This window comes from Flavitalea sp. (assembly GCF_035489435.1).
In the GTDB taxonomy this organism is placed as follows: domain Bacteria; phylum Bacteroidota; class Bacteroidia; order Chitinophagales; family Chitinophagaceae; genus DATHKG01.
In genome coordinates this window covers 17,506-31,677 of record NZ_DATHKG010000162.1, presented here as the reverse complement: position 1 = coordinate 31,677, position 14,172 = coordinate 17,506, and the positions used below count along the sequence as shown (strand labels likewise).

12 protein-coding genes and 1 riboswitch are annotated in these 14,172 nt (G+C 40.8%); of the genes, 4 read left to right on the top strand and 8 right to left on the bottom strand.

From position 1 onward, the window contains the following. Positions 1 to 205 precede the first annotated feature (205 nt). Genes VK664_RS25510 through VK664_RS25495 form a run of 4 tightly spaced genes read right to left on the bottom strand, consistent with a single transcriptional unit; the run spans position 206 to position 2,431 of the window. Positions 206 to 1,144, bottom strand: a complete 939-nt coding sequence (locus VK664_RS25510) for a TIGR01777 family oxidoreductase (RefSeq protein ID WP_461401548.1) — start codon at positions 1,142 to 1,144, stop codon at positions 206 to 208. 6 nt (positions 1,145 to 1,150) lie between these two features. Further along, entirely contained in the window at positions 1,151 to 1,552 is a 402-nt protein-coding gene (locus VK664_RS25505; RefSeq protein WP_461401547.1) for a hypothetical protein, read from the bottom strand. An 8-nt stretch (positions 1,553 to 1,560) separates the two neighbouring features. Continuing rightward, entirely contained in the window at positions 1,561 to 1,923 is a 363-nt protein-coding gene (locus tag VK664_RS25500; protein WP_461401546.1) for a hypothetical protein, read from the bottom strand. 1 nt (position 1,924) lies between these two features. Then, positions 1,925 to 2,431, bottom strand: coding sequence for a GbsR/MarR family transcriptional regulator (locus VK664_RS25495; protein ID WP_461401545.1), 507 nt, complete (start codon positions 2,429 to 2,431; stop codon positions 1,925 to 1,927). A 120-nt stretch (positions 2,432 to 2,551) separates the two neighbouring features. On the opposite strand from VK664_RS25495, the gene VK664_RS25490 reads away from it, so the two are divergent. After that, positions 2,552 to 3,646 carry a DKNYY domain-containing protein gene (locus VK664_RS25490; RefSeq protein ID WP_461401544.1) on the top strand — a complete coding sequence of 365 codons (1,095 nt, stop codon included), beginning with the start codon at positions 2,552 to 2,554 and terminating at the stop codon, positions 3,644 to 3,646. Positions 3,647 to 3,649: 3 nt separating this feature from the next. Here VK664_RS25490 and VK664_RS25485 read toward each other — a convergent pair whose 3' ends face one another. Continuing rightward, positions 3,650 to 4,837 (bottom strand): FG-GAP-like repeat-containing protein, encoded by a 1,188-nt coding sequence (locus VK664_RS25485; RefSeq protein WP_461401543.1) that lies wholly within the window; start codon positions 4,835 to 4,837, stop codon positions 3,650 to 3,652. A gap of 50 nt (positions 4,838 to 4,887) precedes the next feature. Continuing rightward, positions 4,888 to 5,901, bottom strand: a complete 1,014-nt coding sequence (locus VK664_RS25480) for a hypothetical protein (protein ID WP_461401542.1) — start codon at positions 5,899 to 5,901, stop codon at positions 4,888 to 4,890. 372 nt (positions 5,902 to 6,273) lie between these two features. On the opposite strand from VK664_RS25480, the gene VK664_RS25475 reads away from it, so the two are divergent. Beyond that, positions 6,274 to 8,655: an ABC transporter permease gene (locus VK664_RS25475; protein ID WP_461401541.1), complete on the top strand. Its 2,382-nt coding sequence runs from the start codon at positions 6,274 to 6,276 to the stop codon at positions 8,653 to 8,655. 197 nt (positions 8,656 to 8,852) lie between these two features. Here the strand turns inward: VK664_RS25475 and VK664_RS25470 are convergent, their stop codons facing one another. After that, a complete protein-coding gene (locus tag VK664_RS25470; protein WP_461401540.1) occupies positions 8,853 to 9,758 on the bottom strand; it encodes a Nif3-like dinuclear metal center hexameric protein in 906 nt (301 codons plus the stop codon). A gap of 96 nt (positions 9,759 to 9,854) precedes the next feature. Between VK664_RS25470 and VK664_RS25465 the strand changes: the two genes are divergently transcribed. Beyond that, complete coding sequence (locus VK664_RS25465) at positions 9,855 to 10,499, top strand: phosphatase PAP2 family protein (RefSeq protein WP_461401539.1); 645 nt, start codon at positions 9,855 to 9,857, stop codon at positions 10,497 to 10,499. 80 nt (positions 10,500 to 10,579) lie between these two features. Here the strand turns inward: VK664_RS25465 and VK664_RS25460 are convergent, their stop codons facing one another. Further along, positions 10,580 to 12,985, bottom strand: a complete 2,406-nt coding sequence (locus VK664_RS25460) for a sensor histidine kinase (protein ID WP_461401538.1) — start codon at positions 12,983 to 12,985, stop codon at positions 10,580 to 10,582. 279 nt (positions 12,986 to 13,264) lie between these two features. Continuing rightward, positions 13,265 to 13,365: riboswitch (TPP riboswitch) on the top strand. A gap of 84 nt (positions 13,366 to 13,449) precedes the next feature. Between VK664_RS25460 and VK664_RS25455 the strand changes: the two genes are divergently transcribed. Next, on the top strand, positions 13,450 to 14,166 hold the full coding sequence (locus VK664_RS25455; protein ID WP_461401537.1) for a class I SAM-dependent methyltransferase: 717 nt from the start codon (positions 13,450 to 13,452) through the stop codon (positions 14,164 to 14,166). The last annotated feature ends 6 nt before the right edge of the window (positions 14,167 to 14,172 follow it).

The following is a 14,172-nucleotide window of genomic DNA, read 5'->3' as shown; positions in this document are numbered from 1 at the left end:
GCTGAGAATCAGCTACATTTCTATTTTTTTCCCATACCGGGAAATATTTTGTTGCAAATTCCCGGATATTCATCGTAATAAGCCCCTGATGAAAACACTATCAAAATATGTTGTATCCGGAATTATTTGGTAATTGTCATTTATAATAGCTGACGGCATCATCTCAAATAATTCTATCATCCATCCTTAAGCGCTGATTTTAATATTAATATTCTTTTAGTGCCAGTGTTTCCTTTTTCTTCTCCGGAGCTGGCTTACCGTGAATGATATTTTGAAGAGCAGGTTTTATCGTTGGATATTTAAATATATAACCTGACTGCAACAGTTTTCCAGGAACCACCCAGCGACTTTTTAAAATAAGTTCCGTTTCAGTTTTGATGATTATCGCTCCGATTTTAAGTAACCAGGCAGGTGAGGGGAGGCCGAACTTAGTGCCTGTAACTTCCCTGAGAGTACTCATTAACTGCTTGTTGGAAACCGGGTCAGGGGCTGAGCAATTATACACTCCATGTAATTCCTTTTGTTGTTTTAAAAAAAGACAAATTTGAAACAGATCTTCAATATGGATCCAGCTGAACTTCTGCCTGCCATTCCCTTGTTGTCCGCCGAGGCCATACCTGACAAGGTTCATAAATGGTTTCATCACACCACCTTCCTTTCCAAGCACAATTGCCATTCGCAAAGCTACTTGCCTGGTACCTGGCAAATCAAAGCTGAAGAATGTCTTTTCCCAACTGTTTGCCACATCAACTGAAAACCCGCTACCGATTTCTCCATTATCTTCTGTCATAGGCCTGTCTTCGGCATGCCGGTATATCGTGGCTGTACTGGAATTGATCCATAGTTCAGGAGGATTTTTGCATGTTAAGAGTGCATCACCAAGAATTTTTGTTGTTTCAATCCGGGAATTCAATATCTCTTTTTTGTTCTGCTCATTGTACCTGCAATCAACAGATTTTCCGGCGAGGTTTATTAGTAAGCCGGCGTTTTCAAGAACGCCGGCAATTTTGATTGTACTTCCCCAGTTCAGATTATTTTTTCCCCGGGAAATTATTATTACTTCATGACCCATTGCGCGGAACCCCGCTGCCAGGTATTTCCCGATGAAGCCTGTGCCGCCCGCTATTACAACTTTAGCTTTCATAAAGTTTTATTTATTGGGGAGTATTATGTTTTGACTTGCTAAATGTTCGTTGTGTTTTTGTTTTGAGACTTTTTTACCGCGGAAAAATAAATACAGGTTGAAAAATAACATGATGCCGAGGTAGATACTAAAACCACCAATTTTGGAACTGAGTGTTTCGATGGTACCCTGCAAACCCGTTAACTCATCATAGATCTGCATGATATAAAGTGCAAAACCAATATTCAACAGATAGAAACCGATCTTAAAAAGTGAGTTGGTGGCCCTGGCTATCTCTTCACGGCCAAAGAAAATATCACGCATAAAAACAAGGCCGTTACGAAAAAGTGTATGCGCAACAAACCAGGTTAACAACAAGGCTACAGGCAGGTAAATAAGATAAGCGGTGACAATGTACTGGTTGCTCATGATTGAAACTATTTAGTTGTTATAAATAAAGATTTATGTTTTGATAAAAAGTAGATCATTCCCATATTGAAATAATGTGTGATCGATAAAATAAATATCAGTATACCTGTGTTGTAAGAAACACTTGAAATAAAACGCTGAAGATTTAATCCCTTTTCCCAATGTTGAAGGGTTACAAAAGCATAGCCGATATTGAAAAGATAGTAGGCAATCAAAAGGATATTGTTCACAGTATCTGTCAGAGCCGAATCATGATCAAAAAGTGAGAGTATAAATATCCGCCCGTTCTTATGAAATAATCTACCTACATAAACGATAATAAAAATCATTAAAACCAGGTAAGCCAGATAGGCCGCGATATTGTAATTCATGTTATGAGAACATTTTGAGCATTTTCATTAATAATTCCCCTTGCTGCGAAATAAAGAGCTTATCTGCCAGCTTGCTTATCTGCTGGGTAAAGGCGTTAAGGTCTTTGATCTGTTTTGAAAATTCAACTTCTTCCGGCGATTTGCCCAGGTCCTTTTCAGAAGCTATTTCCTTTAGTAAATCAACTACCGGGTTTAATTCACGTTGTTTACGAACATTCCCAATCTTCACTGACCATTTCCAGACATTTTTTTCAGCAATAAAATATTCCTTGCGATCGCCGGCTATTGCTTTTTTGTAGATAATACCCCAGTCAAGCAGTTGACGGATACTCATGTTCACATTTCCCCTCGAAATCTTTAGTTCCTCCATGATTTCATCAGTCGATAAAGGGGCAGGAGCAATGAGCAATAAAGCCTGTATCTGAGCAATAGATTTATTAACTCCCCATTGACTTCCAAGGTTTCCCCAGGTTTCTATAAACTTTACTTTGGCTTCCGGATATTTCATGATGTAAATCTATATAGAATATTTCGAACTTTCAATATTTATTGAAAGTTTATTTTATTGGAAAAATAGGATTAAGCTTCCGTTGCATTATCTTGCTAGTAATTAAAAGATATGTTCAGGATGTTAAGATTGATCTTTAAGGCTCTTTTATTGTTAACAGGTGCCTTGTCTTTCTCGAGATGCGGCTCAGGATACAAACAAAAAGATGGCAAAACTTTTTATAATGGTGAGGAGATATCAGGTAAGGATCTTACTGTATTGAATAAGGCGTTTGCTAAAAATGATTCAGCAGTTTATTATAAGGGAAAAATTATTGATGGTGCAGACATTGCTTCGTTTGAGGCAATCGATGAAAATTACGCAAAGGATAAAAACAGGGTTTATTTTTGTGAGGAACGAAGGGAAGGGCAAACCTATTTCACCACAAAAAAAACAACAAACAATATTGTAGAGGGAGCAGACCCGGCAACATTTGAAAGTATCGGCGGAGGTTATGCCAAAGACAAATCACTCGCTTATCTTGAGGGCGAGCCGTTTAAAGTTAAAGACATTGCCTCTTTTAAAGGCATCAGCTTGTATTTCTCCAGCGATGAAGCCCAGGTTTATTTTCATGGAAAACCGGTACCTGGCAGCGACGGTAATTCTTTTGAGATCATCAACAACCATTATGCTAAAGACAATAAACAGGTTTATTATTATGGCTATCCCTCCGATGTAAAAAATAATATTTACACGATCCCTTGCAATCATGATGATTTTAACCTGCTGGAATATCCTTATTCAACAGATGGGAAATCAGTTTTTTTTGAAAACCTGTTGATCAACCAGGCAAACCCTGGTAATTTTACAATATTAAATGCCGGTTTTTCTAAAGACAGTCAATCTGTGTTTTTTGAAATAAAACAGATCAAGGGCGCGGATGCTTCTTCATTTCATTTGATAGAACAGGACGCGATGAATACGCAGGAATTTTATTTTGCCAGGGATAGCCGTTCAATTTACTTTAAAAGCAAAAAATTAAACAATGTAGATCCTGTATCTTTTAAGGTCATAGGATTGGGCTATGCACTCGACTATAATGCGGTGTATTACATGGATACAATTGTAAATGGTGCAGATCCGAAAACATTTGAAGTATATGCTCATGGGTATGGGGAAACGGATGCAAAAGATGGGAAACATGAGTACCTGGAGGGGCAACGTGTAAAAATTTAGGATTTATTTTTTCACAGTTCCTTCGTTCCAATAGATTACTACATTGCGTGTTGAACGGCCGGATGCAATGATATCAACTTTTCCATCTCCATTTAAATCCGCTGCCTGTACGTCTTCCACCGCAATTCCGCCTTCATCGAGCCAGTAAGATTTCCATTCAGATTTGGAGTTAGTTCTTGCATAAATTTTAAGACCGGTTTTTCCGTTGCTATTTGGCTGTCGCCATCCGGCAAGCACCTGGTCGTTTCCAAGGTTCAGAAAATCTCCGGCAGCTATTCCATGTCCCTCGTTAAAGGTACTATCCAATATTGTTCTGTTAAACCTGTCGTTTATCTTTTCGTAAACCACCAAGCTGTTTCCATGCATCGGTTCTATTGTGGATATGAAAGGTGAAGCTGTAGTTAAATTGCCAAGGCTAATTTCCCCTGCACTGTTATTCATCAGGTTAACTCCTGGTGAAACCGGGAGGCTGTTTGTACCCAGGTTTAGTGGTTTCAGAAACCGGACCCCTTCTTTAGATGCAATGTAAACTGCAGTTGTTACACCAGTCTTATCAGGTTCAGGAATAAAATTGTGAGTAAGATGAAGTGTAGAGTCAAGCAAAGTCAAGGGCCAGTTACTAGTACCATCTCCATTAAACTGATAAGCCAATATTTTCACGCCCCTTCCTTCGCCCTGTTTATTTCCTCTTCCATGTAGTGGTGCAACCACAAGATAAAATTTACCATCTCCGGACTTTATCCATTTCATCCTGTGCACAGTTGGTTCATGATGAAGTTTCACCGGTTGCCATAAGCCATTAATTTCGGCTGGTCTTTTCAAATAAAACACTGCCCCGGATTTAGCATCGTCAGCTGTTTCTCCCGGGTTCCACTGCGCTCCGACAGCAATCTCCACCTTCCCATCGCCATCTATATCTGCAGCAGCAACGCATACATTGTCGCTTTCAGTAAGATTTTCTGCAATCACCGTTTTTTCCCAGTTACCATTGCGATACCAGACAACTTGTTTTTTATCTGCTAAAATAATATCTGGTTTTTTGTCCCCATCCACATCACCGATGGCCAGCCCATATCCTATGGAGATTTTATCATCGACAACCTGCCTGCGGAACCGGGGCATGTTCTCCTGTGCAAATACCTGTGTCAGCATTTGCAAGCTGAGAAAAAGAAAAGGAATAAAATATCTCATACTAAAAGTTAGGTAAATACCATCAAAGACGAATGGCTTTATGCAATTAATCATTTAGCAAATTTTGATTTTGTTTTACGGTACATAGTATACCCGGCAATTGCCATAGCAATTACTGCCGCAATAAAAAGCGGATTGCGAAATAATGGCCATGGAGGTTCCCGCCACCAGGGCACATCAACAATTTTCATACATAATCCATCATAATCATACATGAGTTCGCCTCCACCAGCGCCTGGCGGAGCAGGCGTCCGGATAACCTTCAATGGCGTTGTTATTTTAAAAGCATCCAGGTATCCTTTGAAGTTGATATATGCATTTGTCACCGTAAATCTTATTCCACCACTACCGTCAATAAATCCGCCAGTTGTGTTTATTATTTTTGCATCTTTATATTTGTCCGCAGCGAGAAGTTGTGTTAGTGTAAAATGGTTGTCAGGAAACGTCACCGGGTCGGGATTGGTCAGATTCCAGAAACCATCAAAAGCCTTCCATTCCTGCCATCTGTCGAAATTGACCGGGGTGGGCAAAAGGGTATTCTGCCTTGGCTGTTTAATAGGTTCAAAGTTTATATTGTTATCATGGATGGGATCCCATTTATCATCCCCGTTAACATCGATTTGCAGACTGAGTATCGGTGCAGCCGGGGGCAAACGTGTTCCGGATGAAGTGGAAGGCTCAGTATAGGTACTATATTTTAATTGAGAAATATCTTTAAGGAAAACTCCGTCATAAGCATTGTTTCTTAACTGGATGCGGGCAAGGGAAGGATCAATCGAGACTGAAGCCAGGTTCGTATCCAATTCTGAGAGAGGGAGACTAAAGTAAACAGCCCCTGGTCTCAGGGGAAATGGCGTATTCACTTTGGGACGACAGACTATAGATATGAGATCGGTAGCATTTTTCGAAACTTCTCCGGAGGGCATTTTGTTGACCTGGCCTTTTTCCCAACCATTATCTGCAAAATCATTGACATTGACAAGGATGACTTTCTGGGCGTCAACAACTTCGCCAAGAATCAGAAAACAAAAGAGGGCTGGTATTCTGAAGATGTTCCGGTTCATATTTGTAACAATTTGCCATGATTACAATCATATGATAATCCCGCCTCACTATACAAACATAAACTTTAACTCAATCCACCAGGGTATTAAATAATATTCATTCTTTACTTGCAATCTGGCCTGGACACAAGCTTGAAATTTGAGGTTAAACATCAATTAATCTCAACTTGTCTAGCCTGGTTGACCAGAAATATAAATCGAACGGTTTTTGTATCAAAACCGGACAGTCGCCTTGATAGTGTTTTCATAATAGATTGGCATTTTAGCAGTTGCTAATCCGGCCCTGCTTTTGAACAAGGGTTTGATGGTTTCTAAGGGCGACAAAATAATGTTACCCAATCCAAAAATTTCCCTTCTAAACAACCTTAAAATATGCTAAGAAATTATTTCAAAACAGCCTGGCGCAACCTTGTTAAAAGCAAAGGATCATCATTCATCAATATCAGCGGTCTCTCAGTTGGTATGGCCGTCGCAATGCTTATTGGTTTATGGATCTGGGATGAATTAAGGTTTGATAAATACCATAATAATTATGATCGGATCGTCCAGGTGATGCAACATCAGAATTTTAACGGCGAAGTCGGTACCCAAACTGCAAATCCTGCCCAGATGGCTGAAGAGATCCGCCGGCTTTACAGCAATGATTTTAAATATGTATTGCAATCGTCCTGGAACTTTAATCATGCACTGACTTATGGCGAAAAGATTTTTCTGAAACCGGGGAGTTATTTTGAACCGCAGGTAACGGAAATGCTCACACTCAAAATGCTTAGTGGTTCGAGATCCGGACTCAAAGAAATGAATTCAATATTGCTTTCATCCACTATTGCAAAAGCCATATTTGGTGACAAAGATCCTATGGGACAGATGATCAAAGTTGACAATAAAGTCAACGTTAAGGTTACCGGGGTCTACGAAGATCTGCCCAATAATACCTCCTTCAGAGAACTGCAGTTTATAATGCCCTGGGATCTTTACCTGAGCCAGAACGAATGGATCAGAAAGATGACAAACCCATGGGGATCTAATTATACCCAGACTTTCGCGCAACTTGCAGACAATGCCAACCTTGGTGTTGTAAACAGGAAGATCAGGGATGTCAAAATGAACAAGGTAGGTGCTGAAGAAAAAAGATATAAGCCAGTTGTCTTCCTTCACCCGATGAGCAAATGGCATTTGAACTCGGAGTTTAAACAAGGCATCAATACAGGGGGGCAGATAGAAAATGTCTGGCTCTTTGGTATAATAGGATTTTTTGTCCTCTTACTGGCTTGTATAAATTTCATGAACTTAAGTACGGCAAGGTCTGAAAAGAGGGCAAAAGAAGTAGGCATCAGGAAAGCAATCGGATCCGAAAGAAAACAACTGATCATCCAGTTCTTCAGCGAATCGGTACTGATTGCTGCTATCGCTTTCATTATATCAGTGGTTCTGGTGGTTCTCATATTACCTGCATTTAATAATGTCGCAGAAAAGAAGATTTCCATTTTATGGGATAGCCCTTTATTCTGGCTGGTTGGTATAGCATTCAGCCTGCTCACGGGTCTTGTTGCCGGCGTTTATCCTGCACTATATTTGTCTTCTTTTCAACCGATAAAAGTATTAAAGGGAACTTTCAGGGTCGGTCGTTATGCCTCAATACCGCGGAAAGTACTGGTTGTGTTACAGTTTACGATCTCGATGGTATTAATTATCGGGACCGTTGTCGTTTACCAGCAAATCTCGGTCGGGCAAAACCGGCCCATTGGTTATAACAGGGATGGACTTGTAACTCATAGCATAACTGAAGAAATGCATAAGCATTTCGAAACGATCAGAACCGAATTGAAAAACGGTGGAGCAATTGTAGAAATGACTGAGTCGGGTAGTCCTACTACCGGTGTCTGGAATACAAATGGCGGATTTGACTGGGAAGGCAAGGACCCAAACCAGGCAGTGGATTTTCCAAATAATGGGGTTACCCATGAATATGGCAAAACTATCGGATGGAAGATCAAAGAAGGCAGGGATTTTTCACGGGATTTTGCCACTGATACTTCCGCATTTATATTGAATGAATCAGCTGTCGCATTCATCGGATTAAAGGATCCTGTAGGCAAGATCATTCGTTGGGAGGATAAGCCATTTACAGTAGTAGGAGTAGTGAGTGATCTGTTGGTTGAATCTCCTTACAAGCCAGTAAGGGCGGCAATGTTTCATGTTTCCCCTGAGCAACAAAATATATTCATCATCCGCCTGAATCCGCGCGCCAGCGCAAAATCAGCATTATCAAAAATAGAGGCTGTGCTAAAGAAACATGATCCGGCTTCACCCTTTAAGGCAGATTTCGTTGATGAAGAATTTGCAAGAAAGTTTGGCAATGAAAAACGGATTGGCCAACTCTCGACTTTTTTTGCAATACTTGCCGTTTTCATATCATGCCTTGGTTTGTTTGGGCTAGCTTCATTTGTAGCAGAGCAACGTGTAAAAGAAATAGGTATCCGTAAAGTGCTGGGCGCATCTGTTCCCAACATCTGGCAACTATTGTCAAAGGATTTTATTTTTCTTGTAATCATATCCTGCTTTATAGCAATCCCCGTGGCATTTTATTATATGACTTCGTGGCTGGAAAAGTATGATTACCGTGCATCTGTTTCATGGTGGGTGTTCGCGCTCGCAGCCATTGGTGCTTTGGTTATCACGTTGATTACAGTTAGCTACCAGGCTATAAAGGCAGCTATCGCAAATCCAATTAAGAGTTTGAGAACGGAATGATCTGAAATCTGAATTATAGACTTCTCTTATGCTCTGTGCAAAATTTGAAATCTGAATTATGTACTTCTCTTATGCTCTGTGCAAAAGTGATAGCATGGAATTTTGATTTTGTCTGAGTCGGAATTCTCTCTTATCATCATATGTAGAGGCATGAGTTTGAAAAATCCTGAAAACTTAATGGCTTAAACAATCGGAACTTATCTAAACGATAAACTATTGCCGGCAGGCAGATGTGTGGTCTTAATGGCAGGAACTTTTTCCCTGAACCATCTGGCCATAAAAAGCGATCCGGGTTCCTCGCTGGCAGCATGACCGAGTACAACCAGGGCCAGCTTATCGCCCTTCGCCCGCGCATCGCGAACATATTCTGCGGTCTCCCATTCTGAAACTTCCCCGCAAACCAGGACATCCGGTTTGTGGTTGTGAATATTGCGGATCTGGGACATACCCCCTGCTGCACCGGGCATCAATAGCACCCTTCCGCAGGGCTGGCTAAGATTCCCGATATATCTTAAAGCTGGGACACCCAGCTTTTTCTTTGCATGGTCAATAAGGTCCTTCAGGGAGAGTACGGGATTTAATGAGAAAACAGGTTGATTGGCATTGCCAAAGTCGCTCCATCCAAGCTGATCAACTACCTGCTTTCTTACTCCATCGGTAGCAAGGCTATGCACATAATCATGATTCCGCCATACAGCGATATTGTGCTCCTTTAATAACGCTGCCTTGTATTGATAAACATCGTCATCTTCGAGCCACTTTGTTTGATCCTGGTGGTTATAAAATGTTGGCTCATGTGCAACTATGAAGTTGGCTTTTAATGAAACCGCCTTTCGTATCACTTCAATAGTGGCAAACATAGTAGTTACAATGCCGGTTACCACTATGTCCCTGTTTCCTGATTTCAGCGTGTCTACGGTGTTTGCAAATGGTGCATCAGGTATCTCTTTTATAAACAAATCCATTATTTGCCCTACTGTCAGGGCATTTGTCTGCACACCAGCAGCCAGGATAATAAGCGGGTCAGACATGATGAGGGCAGAGCCCAGGACAGATGCACCGTTAACTATAAATTTTCTCCGGTTCAACGAGTTGGTATTCATTTGTAAAATTGAGGTTTGTTCAAATTTAATGAATCTACTACTTTAGTTGTGAGTTGTGAGTGGTGAGTTAGTTGTCCACTTACCACTGACTTAATCATGGCTTTTCAAATTTCTTTGCAACGGCACAGATTTATGCATACGTTTCGCGTTGTTGTGCTCTTGTTTTTAACATCCTTCAGTCAACCAGTGCAGGCCCAAAACTGGGACATCAATATTGTTAAAGCAATCAATCCCGAGAATCCGGACTCTAAGTTTTTCAGATTGACTAGTTCATCTGTCTATGTTATCGGGATCGCAGCGCCGGTGAGTTTATTTACCGCAGGAATGATTACACGGGACTCCATGATAAAACGGCAATCCTATGAAATGGTTGCAGCGGCTCTTATTGAGCTAGCGGTAACTGGAAGTTTAAAAAACATTATAAACCGTCGGCGGCCGGTGGAGAAGTATCCATTTGATGTGTTTCCCTATGATAGCTACAGTGGTAAATCAATTCCGTCAGGGCATACTTCCATGGCCTTTGCCACAGCCACTAGTCTTTCGCTGCAATTCAGAAAATGGTATGTTGTCATACCGTCTTGTCTCTGGGCAACCTCGGTAGGATACTCACGTATTTACCTGGGAGTTCATTATCCATCGGATGTAATCGCGGGCGCGGTGGTGGGTGCGGGTAGTGCTTATCTTGCACACTGGTTAAATCGCAAAATTTTTCAAAACCGCGATCGTTTTAAGCACCGCTAACACCGGGGAGGGATTTTTTCAGAATAATAACAACTTCAAAAATGATTTCCCATGAAAAATCTCCAGGCAGTTCACAAGCCCTATAACAAAAATGATGCGTTTATCGTACAACCCCTACCGGGCTCGGAATCCAACAATACTTTTCCGTTGAAAGTTGTAGCACGATTGATGATATTGGTGAGTCCGATTCCGGCTCGCTTTTGATTTAAATCAAAACCAATCCCGTTATCCGAGATTTTCAATTCCAGTCGCTCTGCATTCTGTTGGATAACTATTTCTACCACAGAAGCCTTAGAATATTTCAGGATATTGTTGAGTTGTTCCTGTATAATCCGGTAAATTGATATTTTAAGGGCCTCGCTAAGTTTGTGTTCTAGTATGGAACTTAATTGTAGTCTTGGTTCCATGTTGGCAAACTTGATATTTTCTACCAGTTGCTCAATTGATTCCGTCAACGTAAAGTCTCCAAGCGATGGCGGGACCAATGATTTGGATATTTTTCTAAGCTCTTCTATACTGTCATCTATTACATTTATGCTTTTTCTAAGAATAGTTTCATCCTTCTGGGGATTTGTCTGATAAGCGGAAAGACAAAGCCTGGCGGTAGCCAGCATTTGATTTACATTATCATGAAGTTCTTTTCCAAGTTCACCACGTTCTTTTTCCTGGGCCTCAATAGTGGCCTTGGTTATATCAATCTGACGGTTCACTTTTTCTTTTGTAAGCTCATCCTGTAACTGTAAAGTCCTGGATATATCATGTGCGATCACCAGGTAGGCATCCGTGTCTTTATAGATTATCGGGTGCACAAATACTTCTGCAATAAGCGTCTCTCCATTTTTTTTAACATGTGTTACCAGCCTGTTCTTAAAGTCATTACACTTCCTATTCTGGCGGATGACTTCCAGTTCTTTCCTGTTATCCGGTAATCGGAGATCGAAAGCGGTCATTTGCAAAAATTCCTCCCTGGAATAACCATAGTGAGAAACTGCCATATCGTTTACTTCCAGGTAACCCAGGTTTTTCCTGTCAACCACCCACTTAGCAATAGGGCTGTCATTAAACAATGAGCGGTAAAGCTGTTCGGAATTTCTTATTATTTGTTCGGCGATTTTAATTTCGGTAATATCAAAATGTGAAACAACGGCGCCGGAATTAATTCCAAACACCGGCCTCACTATTAAATAGAACCATTTCTGGCCGGAGGGAGTTTTGCAGGCATATTCCAAAACAAATTGGTCGATCCTGCCTGCAATTACATCTCTTATGGCAGCAGCTATTTTTTTGCCGGCTTGTGGCGACAATAGTTTTGCTTTTTCCGCCACTACTATATAATTGATCGATTCAGTATAGCAATTTCCTGTTAATTCATTTTGATCTGAAGACTTACTCCAGGCTTCATTTACATCAATGATGTTACCTTTTTCATCAAGCAGGGCAATTCTCGCAGTTAATGAATTGAGTATGGCGGTCCTTTGGATGGTTGCTTTTTTCAGATTCTCCTCCGCCTTAAATTCTTCTGTAACGTCCCGGTAGTTAAGAACAAAGGCGTTTATCAAAGGCTCCCGGAGCATGTTTGTTACAATTGAACTGATCCATCTCCATTCCCCGTTTTTATGCCTTAAGCGGTAGGTGAGTTGTCTTGTTTCGCCATACAAAGTCTGCAGATCATTTAATACCGCATTAATCGCCTGTACATCATCCGGATGATAAAGTACTGCTGGATGCGTTACCAACAATTCGTCCCTGGTATATCCAAGAATGTTTGACACTGACGGTGATACATAACTAATTTTGCTATCGGCGCCAAACAAAGCAATCCCATTGTGACTTTTTTCGATAAGTACCTCAAAGCGGGTTTCGTTTGAATGCAGTTTATTTTCTTGTATTTTTTCAAGCGTAATATCACGGGCAAAACATGTAACGCCTATTACCGAAGAACCGTCATAGATGGGATTGATAGACATATCAAAATAAAGTACTTCGCCCTCATGAGAAAACTCATGTACCAGGCGCTGTGCCTTCCCGGCGAAAGATTCCTTATACAAGGTCTCCCAATTTAAAATCTGCGAAGGATCTGAAGAATTCAGCACATCCTGAACGCTATCACCGGGATTTACATCCATCCCATATATATCTTTAATTGTATTGCGTAACCGCGAATTCAATACCAGGTACCGGTGTGACCTATCAATGCTCCATACATACCCGTCAAAGTTTTCCACCATCGCATTGAGGTTCGCCTGTGCCTGCCTGATATCCTGGTCTTTTTTCGTAAACTGCAACCTGATATTGGCTTCGATAAGTTCACCATTTGCTTTTTTCAATGCTTCATTTTCACGCGAAAGCTTGTCTATCACAGACTGAATAGCTCTGGTAGGTGCATCCGATTCATGTTTCGGTTCACTATCATATACCAGATGCCGACCTGCTAAAGGATTGGCATTGTTATGGTTCGCATTTTGATTATCGACGGGCTTTTTCAAGATATCTTTTGGTTTCTAACGTTCTAATATAGCCGCACCAGGAAATATGCTGCAATAACTGCGCTCAGCACGGATTAATTTCAATTTAAATATATTTAATTATCCATTTAAGCGTTTACTCTTATAGCGTACTACAAGTTACGATGAGGAATAGCCATGCCCAAAGGAAATAGCTACTAACATTATTAAAGTAGCTGATTCCACTTATTGAAATCTTTAAAAGATAATGCCAGCCTCCGGGTTAATACATAACACATAAAAAAAACACTTAAATTGCTTCAATCTTGCACGGGGTGCTTTTAATAATAATTTAAAGGCTGAGATAATACCCGTTACCTGATCCGGATAATACCGGCGTAGGGATGCAAAGGCCAGTTATTTTCAGTTCAACTGTTTTATAAAAGCCTTGTTTCCTGCACCATAATTCCGGCAGGAAACAAGGCTTTACTTTTTAAAACATAACAATGGAACTGCAGAAAAATAATTTCAGCCAGGTAACCCGGGGATTGATAAAATGGCAGGGTCGGAAAGAATGGTTCTTCAACAGGGAGCATACAGATACATATGAACAATGGTATGAAGGCCGTTATAAAAGAGCCGAATTGTGGCAAAAGAAGGTAATGGGACAGTTGCTCAAATGCGATACCAGGGTAAAAGAACTACTCGAATTTGGTTGCGGCACCACCAGGTTTACGCGGTGGTGGAATCAGATTGGTATTGATGCGACCGGAGCAGATATTTCACCTTTTATGCTCGGACAGGGCGTGCATCTTTTTAATGGTGACCTGGTGAACGCCGATTCACACCATATGCCTTTTAAAGACGATACATTTGATGCCGTTGCCTTCATAACCACCTTTGAGTATTATATTAATCCCGTTAAGGTTATACAGGAAGCTGCAAGAGTAGCCAGATCTGGCATTGCCTTTGGAATGATGAACCGTAACTCTCCCAAATTTATACGACGTAAAATACAACAGGCTTTCGGCAAAAATCCATTCTATATTACGGCCACCTTTTATACTCCCGGGCTGCTGATTCAACAGATAGATATTGCATTAAAAGGACGCGCTTATAGTCTTGAATGGACCTGTACTGGTCTGCCAAAATGGTTTCCTGTACAACAATGGAGTGTTCCTGTTGGTGATTTCTTTGGATTGTATATAAAGTTTCTTGATTGATTAAAA

What these genes read in the sequence shown, in the direction of transcription:
- VK664_RS25485 (WP_461401543.1), bottom strand. Translation starts at nt 4,837, where the DNA reads ATGAGATATTTTATTCCTTTTCTTTTTCTCAGCTTGCAAATGCTGACA.
- VK664_RS25495 (WP_461401545.1), bottom strand. Translation starts at nt 2,431, where the DNA reads ATGAAATATCCGGAAGCCAAAGTAAAGTTTATAGAAACCTGGGGAAAC.
- VK664_RS25505 (WP_461401547.1), bottom strand. Translation starts at nt 1,552, where the DNA reads ATGAGCAACCAGTACATTGTCACCGCTTATCTTATTTACCTGCCTGTA.
- VK664_RS25500 (WP_461401546.1), bottom strand. Translation starts at nt 1,923, where the DNA reads ATGAATTACAATATCGCGGCCTATCTGGCTTACCTGGTTTTAATGATT.
- VK664_RS25465 (WP_461401539.1), top strand. Translation starts at nt 9,855, where the DNA reads ATGGCTTTTCAAATTTCTTTGCAACGGCACAGATTTATGCATACGTTT.
- VK664_RS25480 (WP_461401542.1), bottom strand. Translation starts at nt 5,901, where the DNA reads ATGAACCGGAACATCTTCAGAATACCAGCCCTCTTTTGTTTTCTGATT.
- VK664_RS25455 (WP_461401537.1), top strand. Translation starts at nt 13,450, where the DNA reads ATGGAACTGCAGAAAAATAATTTCAGCCAGGTAACCCGGGGATTGATA.
- VK664_RS25510 (WP_461401548.1), bottom strand. Translation starts at nt 1,144, where the DNA reads ATGAAAGCTAAAGTTGTAATAGCGGGCGGCACAGGCTTCATCGGGAAA.
- VK664_RS25490 (WP_461401544.1), top strand. Translation starts at nt 2,552, where the DNA reads ATGTTAAGATTGATCTTTAAGGCTCTTTTATTGTTAACAGGTGCCTTG.
- VK664_RS25475 (WP_461401541.1), top strand. Translation starts at nt 6,274, where the DNA reads ATGCTAAGAAATTATTTCAAAACAGCCTGGCGCAACCTTGTTAAAAGC.
- VK664_RS25470 (WP_461401540.1), bottom strand. Translation starts at nt 9,758, where the DNA reads ATGAATACCAACTCGTTGAACCGGAGAAAATTTATAGTTAACGGTGCA.